Consider the following 16,074-nt stretch of genomic DNA (forward strand, 5'->3'; position numbering starts at 1 on the left):
AATAAAATGAACTGGGGACACGGAATAACCATTGCATTAATAGCGTTCATCTCATACATAGTGTATATGGGAGTAGTATTAATGAGTAAGGACACTCAACTGGTTACACCAGATTACTATAAAGATGAAGTGCAATTTGAAAGAGAAATTAATGCGCAACAAAACGCAATTAAAAATAAAAGTGATCTTGCTTTAGAGTTATCAGAGAACGGTGTATTTATTAGATTAAATACACCTGATGAGGTAGAACTATTAGATATCAATCTATACCGTCCGAATGCAAAGGATGGCGATATCTCTATTGCCTCTAAAGGTAAAAGTATGTTTATAGATAAATCGGAATTAGAATCCGGTAAATATTACGTTACCGCAGAATGGAAAGCACAGAATGAAAGCTACCAAATGAGAGATACCCTATGGATTCCATAATTAATATAATTTTCATTTCTTTTTCTCTGGGATTGGTTACCAACCTGCACTGTATTGGAATGTGCGGACCTATAGCCATGGCCCTTCCTTTAAATAGAAAGTCCAACGCAACCATTACTGGAGGAATCACCTCCTACTCTATTGGTCGTAGTTTGGGTTACACCCTAATGGGAGTGGTCGTAGGAATTATTGGATTAAGCGCTTCTGTGCTGGGAGTTCTACAATGGTTAAGTATTGTCTCTGGAATTTTAATCATCTTTTTTGCATGGGGTGCCTATTATAAAAGTGGTGTGAAATCTTCCTGGTTCAATAAGTTGGTCATGCGCACCATGTCAAAGTTCTTGAAAGGAAAGCCCGCAGGAACACCAAAATTAATGGGTATTGGCTTTATCAATGCATTTTTACCTTGTGGAATGGTATATATAGCACTAATCAGTGCATTAAACGCTGGAAGTATTCAGAACTCGATGATTTACATGTTTTTCTTTGGTTTAGGGACTTTACCTGGGTTTATCTTCTTGGGGGTTTTAAAAGATTTCTTTGCAAGAGCAAGCTTCTTTAACAGAAAATTTGTGTTGGCTAGTTTAATCTCAGTAGTTGGACTTTTTATGATTTTAAGGGGCCTAAACCTAGGCATTCCATATGTTAGTCCAAAGATTGAAATGATGATGGCCAAAGGTGAAAAGAAAGCCTCAAGCGATGCTAAAATAGAAGCTAAGATGAGTTGTTGTTCTAGTAAAGAGGAGGAAGAGTGTACTGATGGAGAAGAGTGATTCTGAGGGGCGATTTACATATCGCCCTTACCAAATCACCCTTACCAAAACGTCCCCAACAAGTCCTAGCCACCCAATCCCACTTACCAACTCGCACAAAAAAAGGAGACCTCTCAGCCTCCTTTTCAATATCTATAAACAGTTAAGTTCTTATTTCTGAACTTGTCCTTTAATGGTAACCACTTTAGTTCCACTAGGAATGTTTGCAGTAACTGTTACTGACTTGTTCATTGGTGCACCAGCTTGACTTGGGTTCGAAGTAAATGATACTTCTAGTTCTCCTTCCTCACCTGGCATGATTGGTTCTTCTGGTTTACGTGGAACAGTACAGCCACAAGATGCTTTTGCATCATTAATGATTAAAGGCTTGTCTCCCGTATTTTTGATTTTAAACACTGTCGAAACCGGCGTTTGCTTAGGAATGCTCCCAAAATCGTGAACATTAGGAGTGATCTCCATTGTTGTTTGATTGGCCAATCTTTCTTCTTCTGCCTTCTTTTGCTGTGCTTTGCGCTCTTCGGCTGCCAATTTCAACTCTTCAGAAGTTTGTGAACCTGCAGAAAGTCTAGATCTTTTTTCACCATCTTTCACCTCAATATTTGCATCTGTTCCAGTTTCATTAGCGCATGAAAATGTCAAAAGTGCAAATGAGAATATCCAAATAACTTTTTTCATAATTAAATAATTCTTGTGTTTTGTGTAGATTACAAATATAAAAAATGTAATCGGCTTATTACTTTTCGTTTAAATTCATTTTGTCGTAAGAACCATTTTTCAAGGTTTTATAGGCTTCCATAAAAATTTCGTTCTTCACATTAAAAATTTGATAGAAGGCTTCAAAGTCCCAAATGTTTTGGGCTACCATAGATTTCAATCGAATTTTGAGCAGATCTTCACTCAATGTGTAATCCTCTTCTACAAAAACTAAATTTGAATCTTCTTTTACGGCGTAATCGAAAAACTCATCCAAAAATGATTGATCTATTTCGAAGTCATTTTTAAACCCTTCTACCGATTTATATTTATTCTTAATCTTTTTCCTGTTGTCGTTCGCATATTCTAAAGAAAAAGTATTGATTACACCAGATCTACTCAACTTCTTGTAATAGTCCGAATATTCTGAAGTATCTAAAGGAACAAAGACATCTGGCATAATACCACCACCTCCATACACATTACGCTCCTTAACAAGTGTTTTGTGAATCAAAGAATCAGGGAGATTAATACTGTCTCTGTGCATCATTTCACCATGTAAGTAACGCTCCATGTAGTCATTTCTATACGCTGAAATATCTTCGTACGGTTTCTGAATAAATCTTCCACTTGGTGTATAGTATCTGGCGATTGTTAACCTTAGTTGAGCTCCATCAGACAATTCTACAGGTCGTTGAACTAATCCTTTTCCAAAAGAACGTCTCCCCACAATTAGTCCTCTGTCCCAATCTTGAACTGCACCAGAAAGAATCTCGCTAGCAGAGGCAGAACTTTCGTCGATTAAAACAACAAGCCTCCCTTTTTCAAAATCACCTTTTTTATCGGCTTTCAACACACTTCTTGGCTGTTTTCTACCCTCGGAGTACACGATTAATTTGTCGTCAGATAAAAACTCATCAGCAACATATTTGGCCGCGTATAATAAACCACCACCATTTCCTTGCAAATCAAAAATTAAATCTTGCATTCCTGCTTTTTTCAATTTCTTGATCGCCAAATCCACCTCTTCCTCCGTTGTTCTTGAGAAATTAGTTAGCTTAATATAGCCTACTTCTTCGTCGACCATAAAAGCACTCACTACGGAATTCACTGGAATTTTATCTCTTGTTATAGTGTAGTCTTTTAAATCCTCTGCTCCTCTCTTGATAGTAACTACTACCTTACTACCTTTTTCACCAAGTAAGAGTTCACGCACCTGAGAATTTTTTAACCCTGTACCAGCAATGTTTTCGCCATCCACCTTTACAATTTGGTCTCCGGCCCTAACGCCCAATTTCTCCGATGGCCCACCTGGAATAGGATTAACCACCAACAAAGTGTCCTTTAGAATATTGAATCTTATCCCTACTCCCACAAAACTGCCGTTAATTCGCTCGTTAGCTTGCTCTACTTCATCCGCTGGAATATAAGTTGAATGCGGATCTAGTTCTTCTAACATGGCAACGATGGCTGCTTCAGATATTTTTTTGTTAGGCACATCATCAACATACATTCGGTCAATGTAGGTGTAAACCTCATATAACCTCAGCATATTGGCATCATCTCCCTGCGAAAACAGTGAACTTGATAACATTAATGTGGCGAGTGCAATTATAATTCTATTCATGATTTGTTTTTAATTGTTCTTTGAATTTTAATCAAATTTGACACCAAAAATAACTGTTTGATGACTTTAAAACACGGAATATAGGCATTTGTTTTATAATTCGCTTTTAAACAAGCAAATGTTAATCTAATAAACCAATCACGAATCTATCACATAGACTTTTAAATTAGTTTTGTAGGAACGAATTTTTTGAATCATGTACAAAGTCTATTTAATTCTTTTAGCATTGCTTTTTAGCTTCACTCTCTCTGCCCAAGTATTGGAATTTGACCAATTAGAAATGAGGTATGATCAAGGGCAATACCAGGCCGTTTATAGAAAAGCCAATCGATTATTAGACAATCCTGAATATGATTTCTCATTCGTGCCTCGTTATTATCTAGCACTTTCACAACTACAACTAGCACAAAGCAAACGTTGGTACAAACGACACAGTTATGCAATTCAGGACGCCTATGAAAGTTTTCTTGAACTAAAACAAACACATGAAGGTAGAGAAATATTAAGAGCTCACACCTACGAATTAAGTGTTTTAAAAAGCGACCTAAAACAATGGATGTACGAACTAAAGAGAGATGGTGACCAAAAGACTTTTGATTTGTTAGAGGATTTCTTGAATATGATTTTAGACGATGTTCCTGATGTGGATAACATGAAGGAAGACCTAATTATTCCAGAGGAAGACATTATCACGGAAACGGTATCTATTTCACAGCAAAGACAAAATGTGCTGGCTCTTTCTGACGATTTATTGGGAGTTCCTTATAAATGGGCAGGAAACACTCCGAAAGGATTTGACTGTAGTGGTTTTACCTGTTATTTGGCAGAGAAGGAAATGGGAAAAACACTCAACAGAAGAGCTGTGGATCAGTACAAGGCGTCCATCAAGGTGAAGCGCAAGCATGTCAAACCTGGTGATTTTGTGTTTTTTGATAATGGATCTGGAATTTCTCATGTTGGTGTCGTTTATTCTACAAATAATAACAGCATCCAAATGATTCACGCCAGTACAAGTGTTGGAATTTCCATAGTCGACATTTATCAATCTTCCTATTGGAAACAGAGAATTGCTGGTTTCGGGACTTATTTGGAAGAATAATTTCTCATAATTAATTGTGCTATTGTGAGTTTAACTTCAATCTCCTGCACGAGTTGTATTTTTAGGCAGTTATCAGCGCTAACCTTTCTTTTTTGAAATTAATTAATTGGCTATCTGTTTTTCAATGGAGTTGTCCTTAAAGAACAAGGTGTTAAAAGCTAAGGACGTCAACTCTTGATATAAAACAATTAGATATAATTCAAAAACCCTAGAAAATCACATAGAACCAAAATTAATCAGCCATAGTCCATAAGTTTAAAAACTGCTTGTGATTTACTTAGCGCTTTAAATATTGGGGTTTAAAGAAAAGCAGAAGGATTGTTAATAAAGAAACCACTGCTCCTGTTGGAATGTAAACAAAGCCATTCATAAAAAAACGAATATCAAAAATTGTAACAACCGCGAGGAACAAAAACAAAGCATAATTCAACCGCAAAAAATTCTTTCCCAAGGGGGTCAAATATTCCTTCTTAAAACCGCCAATTAAAGCATAAACTCCTGTTCCTATTTGAAAAATCATTCCACCCACAACAATGTTCGAATAATCTAGAAATGACATAGAGGAAAGAAAGCTGTAAAGTGCATAAAAAGAAGGTGAAATCAGGAAAGTAAAGATTAGGATAAATTGCAATTTACCTAAGTCTGTGTTCCTAATAAATAAACCCAAGGAAAGAAATGTAAAGAACAATGCAATTAATATGAGCAGATATTTCAGATGTAGAATAGGGTTCAATACATAAAACACCATCAATAATGAGTAAATAACTAAAGTTAAAAAACTCAATATTGACAGTATTGAAAATGTTCGCTTCATCATTAATTATTAAGCATTCCTATTCGACGCTATTCGCAAGTAAAGCAATTACGCTACTCCTTTTAAGCAGCTTCATCCTCCTTATTTTTCATTAAGAAATCTTGAAAAAAGAATATTCCCATCACAATGAATAATAAAATCGAACCAGCAAAAGAAATATTGTTTGCTAAATCAAATTTAGGAACTTCAAATCGCATTTCTACATCATATTTTCCTGCAGGTAATTCAAGTCCTCTTAATAGATAGTTTACTCTTTGAATTTCAACTTTCTCCCCTTTTACGTAAGCATTCCAACCATCAGGGAAATACATTTCAGAAAAAACAGCAAATTGATTATCTGGAACATTTACACTGTAAACCATTGCATTCGGCGCATAAGAAGTCATTTCGATACTTCCTTGTCCTGTAAAAGTTAAAGAAGACAATTGACTAGCATCTTCAACTCCAATGATTGCTTCGTTTTTAGGATCAAAATCGTGAATCATTTGAACCGTTAACAATTTAGAAAAGCTGTTTAAACTGTCTTTTTCCAATTCCACTGTGGGAATCCAATTCACTTGTCCATTTACGTCTTGAACAAAGCTTGAGTTGACTCCTGAACGTAAAACGCCGCTCAAATCAACTCGCATTGAATCACCATTAAAGAACACAATATTCTCTCTTCCCGAAATTGTATCTAACTTTTTACTTACTCCATTCACCACAAGGGCATGTTCTGATTCATTTGAAATCATAAACATATTACTTAATGCCAGCAGTTCTTTATTCGCATTGGGTTGAACACTCAACTCCTTTACTAACCAAGCACTTCCTAAAGCTCCAGGATTTCTTCGTGCTTGCCCTTCTTGAATAAAGTATTTTACATTCAGCATATTTAAAACATCCATATTATTGTAATTAATATGAAAATCTTTAACGTTCTGAATTCGGCGCAGCTTTGCACCATGATATCCATTTAAAGCTTTGTGGAAATATGACGCTCTAGAACTATTGAAGCCAATAGATGGCTCATAAACACGATAATTAGTAGCCATTCCAAGTGTTTGTAACTTTTTCAACCACAATTCATTTTGGTTAACTCTTCCACGGTTTTTCCCGTTAGCCACGGAAACATTATCAATTAAACTTTTTAGTGATGGATCAGCGGCCACTTCTTGCTCCAGAATTTGTTTATCTGCTTGACTCGGCGCGACAGGGAAATCATTTTTTTCCTTTTCCGCCCAATGATCATAGTTTCTTCCATCTGACTTTTTGTTGTTCAAATAGTTCAAATCTACCATCACTAAATCAATTACTACAAACAATCCTAGTCCCAATAAAATATACTCCTTCTTTACTTTTGTTTTTAGGAAAATTGAAACTAGCGCAATTCCCATCACCAAAAAGAAAATAGAACGCAACATGCTTGATTGATAAACTCCTCTTCTAAACTCAATTAAAGCGTCAAATTGGTCATTCACACGCTTCATTTGTTGGTCTATCACTTGTTGAACCTGTGAAGCGTTATTGATGTCAATTCCATTTTCCCTCAGCACCGCAGGATCTTCTTGGGCCAATTGGGCTTTAACTTGGTCTCCATAAGAATATAGGTAATCGTTTTCTTGCGTGGATAAATATCCATTTCCTAAGCCCGTAAAAGTTAAAACCACCATTACCACCAATAAGGCAGCTGAAGCGATATAAAACGGTTTAATGTTATTTAATATCTCTTCTTTTTTCTTGAATAATTTATTTAGGAAAAGAACAGCTATTAAAGGAATGGTGAGTTCTACAATTGCCAGAATAATTGTTACTGCTCTGAATTTGTTGTAGAAAGGGACATTGTCTAAGAAAAAGTCTGTAAGTCCCATAAAATTTTTCCCCCAAGACAACATCAAAGTAAGCACAGTAATTCCAAATAATGCCCATTTCATTGGTCCATTGAGGTAAACCATTCCCAAAACCGCCAAAAAGAAAACAATAATTCCCAAATAAACTGGTCCCGAAGTAAAGGGCTGATCTCCCCAATAAATATTGTTTTGCGCAACCAAGCTTGCCTTAGAGCGCATTTCTGGTGAGCGCAATTGCTCAGCAAATTGACTATTGGCAATAGCAGCGCTTGATCCTCCCAGAACATAAGGCGATATCAACGTCATTGATTCTTTTACTCCATAACTCCATTGTGTTACATAGTCTTTATCTAATCCTGAAGTTGAATTTGCAGCGTTCGTAGTTCCATTTACATTGATGGAAATATCATTGCCTCCCCTAATGGTATATTTTGAATAATCGTTAGTCAAAGAGAGATTTCCATAGTTTATCCCCAAGGCAAAAACATAAACCAAAAGAAGGGCTCCTGTGGCTTTAAGAAAATTACCTATGTTTTTATGCTTTATATGTCTAATGAATTCCGCAATTCCGACAAAAACAAGCAACATTCCCAGGTAGAAAGTAATCTGAACGTGATTCGCTGCCAATTGCATACTCATGAATAGAGCGGACAGTACAACTCCCCATTTCAAATTGTGACGATAGGCCATATAAAAAGCACCAATTACAGGAGGTGCAAGTCCAATAGCGGCAGCTTTCGTGTTGTGACCAGCTTGTAAAATGATAATAAAGTAAGATGAAAAGGCAAAAGCAAAAGCTCCAAAAATGGCCACCTTAGCATTTACTTTCATGCACAACAACATAATGTAGAAACCTAGCAAATAAGCGAAAAACATTCCAGCCGGGGAAGTTAACCATAACTGAAAAGCAGTTGAAACCTTTTTGAGTAAATTCCCTTCATACTTAGTTGAAATCTGATAAGTTGGCATACCACCAAACATGGAGTTTGTCCAAAGTGGCTCTTCACCATTCACATCACGAAAATGATTTATTTCATTAGACATTCCTTTGAACTGTTCAATATCGTGTTGTTTTAGACTATGACCAGTAAATTGTGGCTGAAAGTAAATAAATGTAGTAATGATAAATAAGCCAATGGCTAAGAAATGTATCCAGTTATTTTTGAACAACTGTCGGAAATCAATTTTTCTCATGGTATAATGTTTTGCCTCAATTTTATAATTTGTAAATATAATTAAAGTCGTGAATTATGAAATAGCTTTCTCTGTGATTAGCCGTGAATCGTTTCTTTTTTCCCGTATTTATTCATGAGCTGGCCCTCATATTCCAAAAATTCTTTCCAACGTTTATCCACGTCAATTGAAGTAGCATGTTTTTTAGCAAAATTCAAAAACATCATGTAGTGCCGTGCTTCACTCTCCATCAATTCTCTATAGAAAACACGTAACTCAGGATCTGAAATATGCTCTGAAAGTAATCTAAAACGTTCACAACTTCGGGCTTCTATCATTGCACCGAAGAGCATTTTTTCTACAAACTGTTGCTCTTTACTTCCTCCTTTCTTTTGGAAAGCTAGTAAATCGTGTATGTATTCATCTTTTCTTTCATACCCGAGTTGAAAACCACGCTTAACTAATTCCCGATGCACCATTTGAAAATGCTCCATTTCTTCTTTCACTAATTCACCCATCGCCTCCACAACATCTGGGTACATTGGGAATTTTACGATGACCGTTATAGCATTGGTAGCCGCTTTTTGCTCACAATAGGCATGATCAGTTAATATTTCTTCAATATTTTTTTCAACAATGTTAACCCAACGAGGATCTGTTGGCAATTTTAAACCCAGCATATCATAATGTTTTTAGAAATTCTAGGGCAAAAATAGATTTAGATTTTCAATTAGCAATATTTTGAGAAATTAACCGCGATTATATGTCGAAATCTACTACCGCAAAGACAACTTTTAAATTAAGATTTCGTTGTAGTACCGTATTGTAAAGAATTTTTATTTACATTTGAATTTATTATAAAAACTAATTAAAGCATATATAGGCGATGAAACACGTACTACTTTATTCATTTTTAATAAGTTACCTCTTCACATTTGGACAAACTCAAATCTGGAGTGACGATTTTGAAGGAACAGCAGGGAACTGGGACTTAACAATCCAAACTGGATTGAACGATGCTAACGCAAATATTTGGGCCATTAGCGATGCGGAAGGTGGAGTTATTCCTCCGGGATGTGGAGCTAAACTTAACGGTGACCAAACATTACACGTAAGCTGTCAAGGTCCTGCTTGTGGGGTTCTCGGCGATGGAGCCGTTTATTACCCTGGAGATAATGGAATGGGTGCTGGTGCGGGTAACACGAACTTACGTGCTGCATTAACAACAGGAATCTCGACTTTAACCCAAACTCAATTACAGTTAGATTTTGATTGGATGGGAATTGGTCAAGCAGGTGTGGATTTCGCTGTCCTAGAATATAGTATTGACGCTGGAGCTACCTGGAATGTAATATGGACACAAACACCTGGAACAGCATGTGGAACAAACAGCAGTGAATGGAGTGGAGAAACTATAAATCTACCAGTAGCTGTAGAGAATCAGCCAGATTTAAGATTTGCTTTTAATTGGACGAACGACAATGACGGAGCAACAATTAACGCACCTTCTTTCGCGGTAAACAATCTAGTACTTTCAACCAATGCAACACCACCAAATAATCCAATTGCGGATTTCGGAGCAACATCTTTTACAATATGCGAAAATGAGTGCGTAAACTTTATGGACATGTCTGTAGGAACAAACGTTAATTCTTGGACTTGGTCATTCAATGGTGCGAATACTTTAACATCAAATGTCCAAAATCCGACAAACATTTGTTATTCAACTGCTGGAACATATAATGTTAAGCTAACGGTAACAGATGATAACGGAACAGACGACATCACCTACCAAATTATGGTACAGAACTGTGACTTAGCGCCTCCAACGGCGAACTTCTCTACTGACACGCTCGTGGTTTGTGCTGGTTCTTGTATTGACTTTACGGATGAGTCTGAAGGAAACCCATCCACATGGAATTGGGACTTTGGAGGCGCCTCTCCTGCTTTCTCAATTAATCAAAATCCTAGTAATGTTTGTTTTGATCAACCAGGATCGTATGCTATTTCTCTAATCGCAACAAACTCTTTAGGGACAGACACAATAGTACAAACACTTACAGTGTTAGACCTACCAACAATTACTGCATTTGAGGACACGATAATCGCATTAGGAGGTGCTGCTGCACTGGGAGCTATTCCAGACCAACAAGGCTTTATATATTGGGAGCCTTCAGAAAGCGTAGATTGTGATACTTGTGTCGCAGTATTTGCAACACCTGTTATCACGACTCCTTACACTGTTTCGCTCACAGACTTAAACGGATGTGTAGGATATGATACAGTAACAGTGTATATTCCTTTCGAGGAAATAGTTGAAGTGCCAAGTGCTTTTTCACCGAACAATGATGGAAAAAACGACAGATTAAATGTATTAGGAATCGGAATTACCGAAATAGACTTTAAAATCTATAATCGCTATGGGCAATTGGTTTTCTCAACAACTGACTTAAGAGAAGGTTGGGACGGAAAACATAATGGCGAACCATTAAACCAAGGTGTTTTCGTTTACACCTTAAGTTATACACTCATTGATGGTACAACGAGTGAAGTATCAGGAAATGTTACACTTGTAAAATAATATCAAGATGAAATTTACATTATTATCAGTTGCATTAACCACTGTTTTATTTGCCTCAGCTCAGCAAGGTAACAATTTCAGCATGTGGTTCAAGAATAACCTACAACACAATGCAGCTTCTGTAGGAACAAATGATAACGACATAAGGTTATTTACGAATTTTAGATCCCAGTATTTTAGCGTAACGGACAAACCCTTCCAAACGATTTCCGCTTCTGTAGAAGGTAAAATCTTAAGGTCGCAAACCCGCAAAAACTACTTTGGTTTAGGAGCTTCTTTTATAAATGACATGAGTGGTGACGGACGTTATATGGTAAATCATTTTACTCTGCCTATTTCTTATCACATATTTTTTAATGACGAAAATTCTATTTCAATTGGAGTTTCACCTGGTTTATACCAGCGTTCATTAGGAAATAGCTCTTTAACTTGGGAAAGCCAATGGAACGGCTATGCATTTAACCCAAATACATCACCTGAAGGTTTGAATAACTCTAGCGCATCAAACTTTGATTTAGGAGCTGGAATATTCTATAAATTTGAAACCAGAGAGAAGAACAAGGTATATTTAGGATTTTCTGCAAATCATATCTTGGAACCAAAGTTAGACTTTAATGTTCAGGACAACATGTACATTAGATACATGGGACAGTTTGGAATGAGTCATAGATTCTACAATAGTGATTTTGGAATTTCTCCTCAAGCAATGGCCATGTTCCAAGGACCAAATAGAAATATCATTTTCGGAACCAACTTTGATTACTATCTACAAGACGCTTCGAAAAGAACAACATTTTATACGCCAACCGTATTCTCTTTCGGGATTTACCACAGAGTTCAGGATGCTATCGTATTGAATTTCCAATATTCATTTAAAGGAATGACAATCGCCGCTTCTTATGATTCGAATGTCAACACTATGTTACCGGCATCAAGAAGTATTGGAGGATTTGAAATCGCATTTGTTTACGATATCATGATCAACAGAAAAGGAAGATTTATATACTAGTTTTTGAATTATCTAGGACATCTATATTTCTCTAAGGAAAAACACAATTTAATGGTCGCCAACTTGTTTGGCGACTTTGTTAAAGGTAAAGACTACACCTACCTTCCTAAAATCGTTCAAGAAGGAGTATTATTACACCGACAAATTGATGACTTCGTAGATCATCATCCGGTAGTTACAGAGCTAAGACTTCATTTGTATAATTCACTACCTAAAATTGCAGGCATCGCCATCGATCTATATTTTGATCACTTATTGGCTAAAAACTGGAAAAAATACCACCCGACTTCTTTAGACCTATTTGTTTCTGGATTTTTGGACTACACTAGTATTTCAAGCAATTTACTCGATCCAAAATCCAATTTTAATTATCCTTCAAACTTCGTTGATCTACTCCAAGCAATTAAAAAACATGATTTATTAAGAAGGTACGCCAACATTGAAGGGCTACAATTGGCTTCAGAAGGTTTATCACGGAGAATATCCTTTCCCAATAACCTAGATAAAGCGGTTGCAGTATTTAATGCTAACGAACAGTTAATCGAAAAGGTATTTCAAATCTATATGAAAGACGCCATAAGAAGATTCAACAAGAAGTAATAGAAAGCACATGACATGCTCTATTAACAGTTGTTTTCTCGAAGTATTAAATGAGGACTACACCTAGATTGTCTACAATCAACTGCATTATTTACAATCCTATTTAGCACCAAAGTTATCAGCTATTGATATTTTTTATTATATTTAACAAACAAATCCCATATCTTGACAAGAAAACTAACAATATATTCTTCTACTCTCCTCTGTATTTCGGTGTTGATGTTTAGCACATATAGCTGTCAAAACACCAAGAGTAAAGACAATAATGTTGTTGGAAAAGCTGTTGAGAAAAAGCAAAATGATTTAGGAGAAATTTTAAAAGCCAAGAAACTTACCATTTTGGCGGAGAACAGTGCTACAAGCTATTTTATATACAGAGGACATAAAATGGGATTAGAATACGAAATTCTAAATGAGTTTGCTAAGGAAATAGGGGTAAAACTAGAAATTAAAGTTGTTCAGGATTTAGATAATATAATTAATCAATTAAATGACGGAGAAGGTGATGTAATCGCCTGTAACTACACGGTAACTAAAGACCGAAGGAATAAAATTGACTTTACGAAACCAATTATGAGAACCTCCCAGGTTTTAGTTCAACGAAAGCCCGATAACTGGCGTACAATCAGAAAAAGTATATGGGAAAAAGAGCTCATTCGTGATCCTGCACAATTATCTCGAAAAACCATTCATGTTTGGAAAAACTCTAGCTACTATGACAGATTGGTTAATTTACAAGACGAATTGGGTGATACCATTATTTTAAAACCATTGGATGGAAACATTATTCCAGAAGATGTTATTGAAATGGTTTCACAAGGTTTTATAGATTATACAGTGGTTGATGAAAATGTAGCATTGATTAATCAACGTTATTACACAAATGTTGACACAGAACTGGAGTTAAGCGTAAAACAACGCATTGCCTTTGGGGTAAGAAAACAAAGTCCTTTACTAAGGAAAAGACTGAATGCTTGGTTAGACGATTTTATGAAGACATCCACCTTCAATTATATAAAATACAAGTATTTGAACAACACCTCCAATGTTTCAAAGTCTAAAAGTGAATATTCTTCCATTAAAGGCACAAAAATCTCACCGTATGATGACATTATAAAAGATGTGTCCGCAAAATATGGATGGGATTGGAGACTAATAGCTGCACTTATATATCAAGAATCGAAATTTAAGTTGGGACAAGAATCTTGGGCTGGCGCTTATGGGCTAATGCAGTTTATGCCTACAACAGGACCTTCATTTAATGTATTTCCAGACTCCCCTCCTGCTGTACAAATTGACGGAGGAATTAGGAAAATCATAAAAGACTACAAAGAATGGGAAAGTATTCCAGACACTGTTCAACGTATTAAGTTCGCTATGGCTACTTACAATGCAGGACTTGGTCATGTCTTAGATGCTCAGCGCCTCGCTTCGAAGTACGGCAAAGATCCTTTGGTATGGGATGATAATGTTGAGGTTTACATTAAGCATTTATCCAATCCAAAATATTACCACGACCCTGTATGCTATTACGGATATATGAGAGGCTCTGAGACCTTCAATTACGTCCGTTCTATCTTTATAAGATATACAGAATACAAAACCGCATTCCCTATAGAGAGCTAAGGTAAAATGCTTACCGCAGTTCTGATTTCAACGAAGGTTTTCATTTAAATAATGTCTTATCCAAAACAGACAATGGGCACTTAGTCTAAATATCCTCCGATTATCACTACCTGGCAAAACTCTCAGGCTGTATGATTCATCACAAGCATAGACAAAGAAGTGTTCTTTACTTTGAACACATAAAATGAAATAATCACCTCATTGGGAATGCTATCCGATTGCTTTATTGGATATAAAAATCAGGCAATAAATTCATGGCTTTTAATCCAAGATCGAGTCTCACGCTAAAATTGAGATAATGTATAGAACAGAAAAAGGGAAGAAGATAAAATTGTTCGTGTACGAACTTCATTCATTTTATCTCCTTCCCTTTTGAACCCTCTGTAAAACATCAGTTACTGTCAAATTATGTTTTTCCCTTTCCCTAATCTAGAGGTAAGGACATTTTAACAAGTTTACTTCGTAAAATATACATCAAACCAAATAGGTACTCTATCGAGCCCCTTGGATTCTTATGCTACTAACCTAAGATATGCGCAAAGTTGCTGTCCTGAATTCGTCTAGGCCATGCATTTCTTAGTTCACCCAAAGATGAGACCAGCGGATCAAACACCAAAGCATCCGGATGAGCGTTTAAATCTGAAAAATGAACTTGTTTTAACTCTTGTCCCTCCTGAATGGTAACCTTCATTCTATCGAAAAAATTAATACCCATTTCTAAGCCAAGGTCTTTCATTTTGTGCACTGATGCATCAACAGAGCAACCTGATGGCGGAACTAAAGAATCATTTACAGCAACCACTGCATAATAAGGATTCAACACCTTGGCTCCTGCCCATAATTTACTTCCATGTGCTGCCCAACCCTCAACGAAGGAAGTTAGTTCACTTTCAAGCTGTTTTATTTCGTCCTGACTCAGTGCTCTATCGCTCTGGTATAACCAAATTTTTGATTGATCTGGAAATTGAGTAAACAGATTTTTATTTGAAGCTTCCATAATTATAAATCTGCTGCAGAAGCAATTAATTCAGCAACATCTATTACTTGAATATTTCCTTCTTGATCCTTATTTTTCACTCCATCCGTCATCATTGTGTTACAGAATGGACAACCAGTTGCAATGATATTTGGTTTAACCTCCATCGCTTCTTCCGTACGTAGAACGTTCACTTCTTTGTCCCCTTTTTCAGCTTCCTTGAACATTTGAGCACCTCCTGCACCACAGCATAATCCTTTGGCTTTGCAGTTCTTCATTTCTACCAATTCTGCGTCCAATTTACGAAGCATTTCTCTTGGTGCTTCGTAAACATTATTTCCTCGTCCAAGGTAGCATGGATCATGAAAAGTAATTTTCTTTCCTTTGAAGGTATCTCCACCTTCCACTTTCAATTTTCCTTCTTCAATTAAAGATTGAATCAATTGTGTGTGGTGAATCACTTCATAGTTTCCGCCTAATTCTGGATACTCATTTTTCATAGTATTGAAACAATGAGGACATCCTGTAACGATTTTCTTAATCTCGTAGGCATCTAAAACTTCGATGTTTTGCATGGCTTGCATTTGGAAAACAAATTCGTTTCCCGCACGTTTTGCCGGGTCTCCTGTGCAAGACTCTTCTGCACCTAGAACAGCAAATTTTACCTCACATTTATTAAGAATCTTAACTATTGCTTTGGTTATTTTTTTGGCTCTATCGTCAAAACTCCCTGAACAACCTACCCAGAACAGGATCTCAGGAACTTCTCCGTTCGCTGTCATTTCTGCCATTGTAGGTACTTTCATCAAATTGCTCATAAATATTTATTTGTAATCAATTTATAC

General features: G+C 36.3%; 14 protein-coding genes. 7 read left to right on the forward strand and 7 right to left on the reverse strand.

Going from position 1 to position 16,074, the window contains the following annotated elements:
* Positions 1-6: 6 nt before the first annotated feature.
* Positions 7-429, forward strand: coding sequence for a FixH family protein (locus DIT68_RS03630; protein WP_109358452.1), 423 nt, complete (start codon positions 7-9; stop codon positions 427-429).
* Positions 417-1,202 carry a sulfite exporter TauE/SafE family protein gene (locus DIT68_RS03635; RefSeq protein ID WP_109358453.1) on the forward strand — a complete coding sequence of 262 codons (786 nt, stop codon included), beginning with the start codon at positions 417-419 and terminating at the stop codon, positions 1,200-1,202. The genes DIT68_RS03630 and DIT68_RS03635 overlap by 13 nt, the downstream gene beginning before the upstream one ends.
* Positions 1,203-1,352: 150 nt before the next feature.
* Here the strand turns inward: DIT68_RS03635 and DIT68_RS03640 are convergent, their stop codons facing one another.
* Together DIT68_RS03640 and DIT68_RS03645 are read right to left on the reverse strand one after the other, a co-directional pair.
* The gene (locus DIT68_RS03640) at positions 1,353-1,877 is read right to left on the reverse strand and encodes a DUF1573 domain-containing protein (protein ID WP_109358454.1); all 525 of its coding nucleotides are present in this window, start codon (positions 1,875-1,877) and stop codon (positions 1,353-1,355) included.
* A gap of 58 nt (positions 1,878-1,935) precedes the next feature.
* On the reverse strand, positions 1,936-3,522 hold the full coding sequence (locus DIT68_RS03645) for a S41 family peptidase (RefSeq protein WP_109358455.1): 1,587 nt from the start codon (positions 3,520-3,522) through the stop codon (positions 1,936-1,938).
* 196 nt (positions 3,523-3,718) lie between these two features.
* On the opposite strand from DIT68_RS03645, the gene DIT68_RS03650 reads away from it, so the two are divergent.
* A complete protein-coding gene (locus DIT68_RS03650; protein WP_109358456.1) occupies positions 3,719-4,621 on the forward strand; it encodes a C40 family peptidase in 903 nt (300 codons plus the stop codon).
* Between the two features lie 277 nt (positions 4,622-4,898).
* Here DIT68_RS03650 and DIT68_RS16185 read toward each other — a convergent pair whose 3' ends face one another.
* The 3 genes from DIT68_RS16185 to miaE all read right to left on the reverse strand — a co-directional run bounded on the left by DIT68_RS16185 (position 4,899) and on the right by miaE (position 9,117).
* Positions 4,899-5,405 carry a hypothetical protein gene (locus tag DIT68_RS16185; RefSeq protein ID WP_146194107.1) on the reverse strand — a complete coding sequence of 169 codons (507 nt, stop codon included), beginning with the start codon at positions 5,403-5,405 and terminating at the stop codon, positions 4,899-4,901.
* 92 nt (positions 5,406-5,497) lie between these two features.
* Positions 5,498-8,458 carry a glycosyltransferase family protein gene (locus DIT68_RS03660; RefSeq protein ID WP_109358458.1) on the reverse strand — a complete coding sequence of 987 codons (2,961 nt, stop codon included), beginning with the start codon at positions 8,456-8,458 and terminating at the stop codon, positions 5,498-5,500.
* Positions 8,459-8,535: 77 nt separating this feature from the next.
* Positions 8,536-9,117: a tRNA-(ms[2]io[6]A)-hydroxylase gene (gene miaE, locus DIT68_RS03665; RefSeq protein ID WP_109358459.1), complete on the reverse strand. Its 582-nt coding sequence runs from the start codon at positions 9,115-9,117 to the stop codon at positions 8,536-8,538.
* A gap of 206 nt (positions 9,118-9,323) precedes the next feature.
* Here miaE and DIT68_RS03670 point away from each other — a divergent pair, with 206 nt between their 5' ends.
* The 4 genes from DIT68_RS03670 to DIT68_RS03685 all read left to right on the forward strand — a co-directional run bounded on the left by DIT68_RS03670 (position 9,324) and on the right by DIT68_RS03685 (position 14,253).
* A complete protein-coding gene (locus tag DIT68_RS03670) occupies positions 9,324-11,018 on the forward strand; it encodes a PKD domain-containing protein (protein WP_109358460.1) in 1,695 nt (564 codons plus the stop codon).
* A gap of 7 nt (positions 11,019-11,025) precedes the next feature.
* Entirely contained in the window at positions 11,026-12,027 is a 1,002-nt protein-coding gene (locus tag DIT68_RS03675; RefSeq protein ID WP_109358461.1) for a PorP/SprF family type IX secretion system membrane protein, read from the forward strand.
* A gap of 3 nt (positions 12,028-12,030) precedes the next feature.
* Positions 12,031-12,627, forward strand: coding sequence for an acyl carrier protein phosphodiesterase (locus DIT68_RS03680; protein ID WP_146194108.1), 597 nt, complete (start codon positions 12,031-12,033; stop codon positions 12,625-12,627).
* Positions 12,628-12,792: 165 nt separating this feature from the next.
* The gene (locus DIT68_RS03685; RefSeq protein ID WP_146194109.1) at positions 12,793-14,253 is read left to right on the forward strand and encodes an MltF family protein; all 1,461 of its coding nucleotides are present in this window, start codon (positions 12,793-12,795) and stop codon (positions 14,251-14,253) included.
* Positions 14,254-14,773: 520 nt separating this feature from the next.
* Here DIT68_RS03685 and DIT68_RS03690 read toward each other — a convergent pair.
* Entirely contained in the window at positions 14,774-15,250 is a 477-nt protein-coding gene (locus DIT68_RS03690) for a hypothetical protein (RefSeq protein WP_109358464.1), read from the reverse strand.
* 2 nt (positions 15,251-15,252) lie between these two features.
* Entirely contained in the window at positions 15,253-16,047 is a 795-nt protein-coding gene (locus DIT68_RS03695; protein WP_109358465.1) for a (Fe-S)-binding protein, read from the reverse strand.
* Between the last annotated feature and the right edge of the window lie 27 nt (positions 16,048-16,074).

This window comes from Brumimicrobium oceani, from assembly GCF_003143775.1.
Taxonomy (GTDB): Bacteria; Bacteroidota; Bacteroidia; order Flavobacteriales_D; family Crocinitomicaceae; genus Brumimicrobium; species Brumimicrobium oceani.

What these genes read in the sequence shown, in the direction of transcription:
- DIT68_RS03660 (WP_109358458.1), bottom strand. Translation starts at nt 8,458, where the DNA reads ATGAGAAAAATTGATTTCCGACAGTTGTTCAAAAATAACTGGATACAT.
- DIT68_RS03630 (WP_109358452.1), top strand. Translation starts at nt 7, where the DNA reads ATGAACTGGGGACACGGAATAACCATTGCATTAATAGCGTTCATCTCA.
- DIT68_RS03645 (WP_109358455.1), bottom strand. Translation starts at nt 3,522, where the DNA reads ATGAATAGAATTATAATTGCACTCGCCACATTAATGTTATCAAGTTCA.
- DIT68_RS03640 (WP_109358454.1), bottom strand. Translation starts at nt 1,877, where the DNA reads ATGAAAAAAGTTATTTGGATATTCTCATTTGCACTTTTGACATTTTCA.
- DIT68_RS03670 (WP_109358460.1), top strand. Translation starts at nt 9,324, where the DNA reads ATGAAACACGTACTACTTTATTCATTTTTAATAAGTTACCTCTTCACA.
- DIT68_RS03650 (WP_109358456.1), top strand. Translation starts at nt 3,719, where the DNA reads ATGTACAAAGTCTATTTAATTCTTTTAGCATTGCTTTTTAGCTTCACT.
- DIT68_RS03695 (WP_109358465.1), bottom strand. Translation starts at nt 16,047, where the DNA reads ATGAGCAATTTGATGAAAGTACCTACAATGGCAGAAATGACAGCGAAC.
- miaE (WP_109358459.1), bottom strand. Translation starts at nt 9,117, where the DNA reads ATGCTGGGTTTAAAATTGCCAACAGATCCTCGTTGGGTTAACATTGTT.
- DIT68_RS03690 (WP_109358464.1), bottom strand. Translation starts at nt 15,250, where the DNA reads ATGGAAGCTTCAAATAAAAATCTGTTTACTCAATTTCCAGATCAATCA.
- DIT68_RS03635 (WP_109358453.1), top strand. Translation starts at nt 417, where the DNA reads ATGGATTCCATAATTAATATAATTTTCATTTCTTTTTCTCTGGGATTG.
- DIT68_RS03675 (WP_109358461.1), top strand. Translation starts at nt 11,026, where the DNA reads ATGAAATTTACATTATTATCAGTTGCATTAACCACTGTTTTATTTGCC.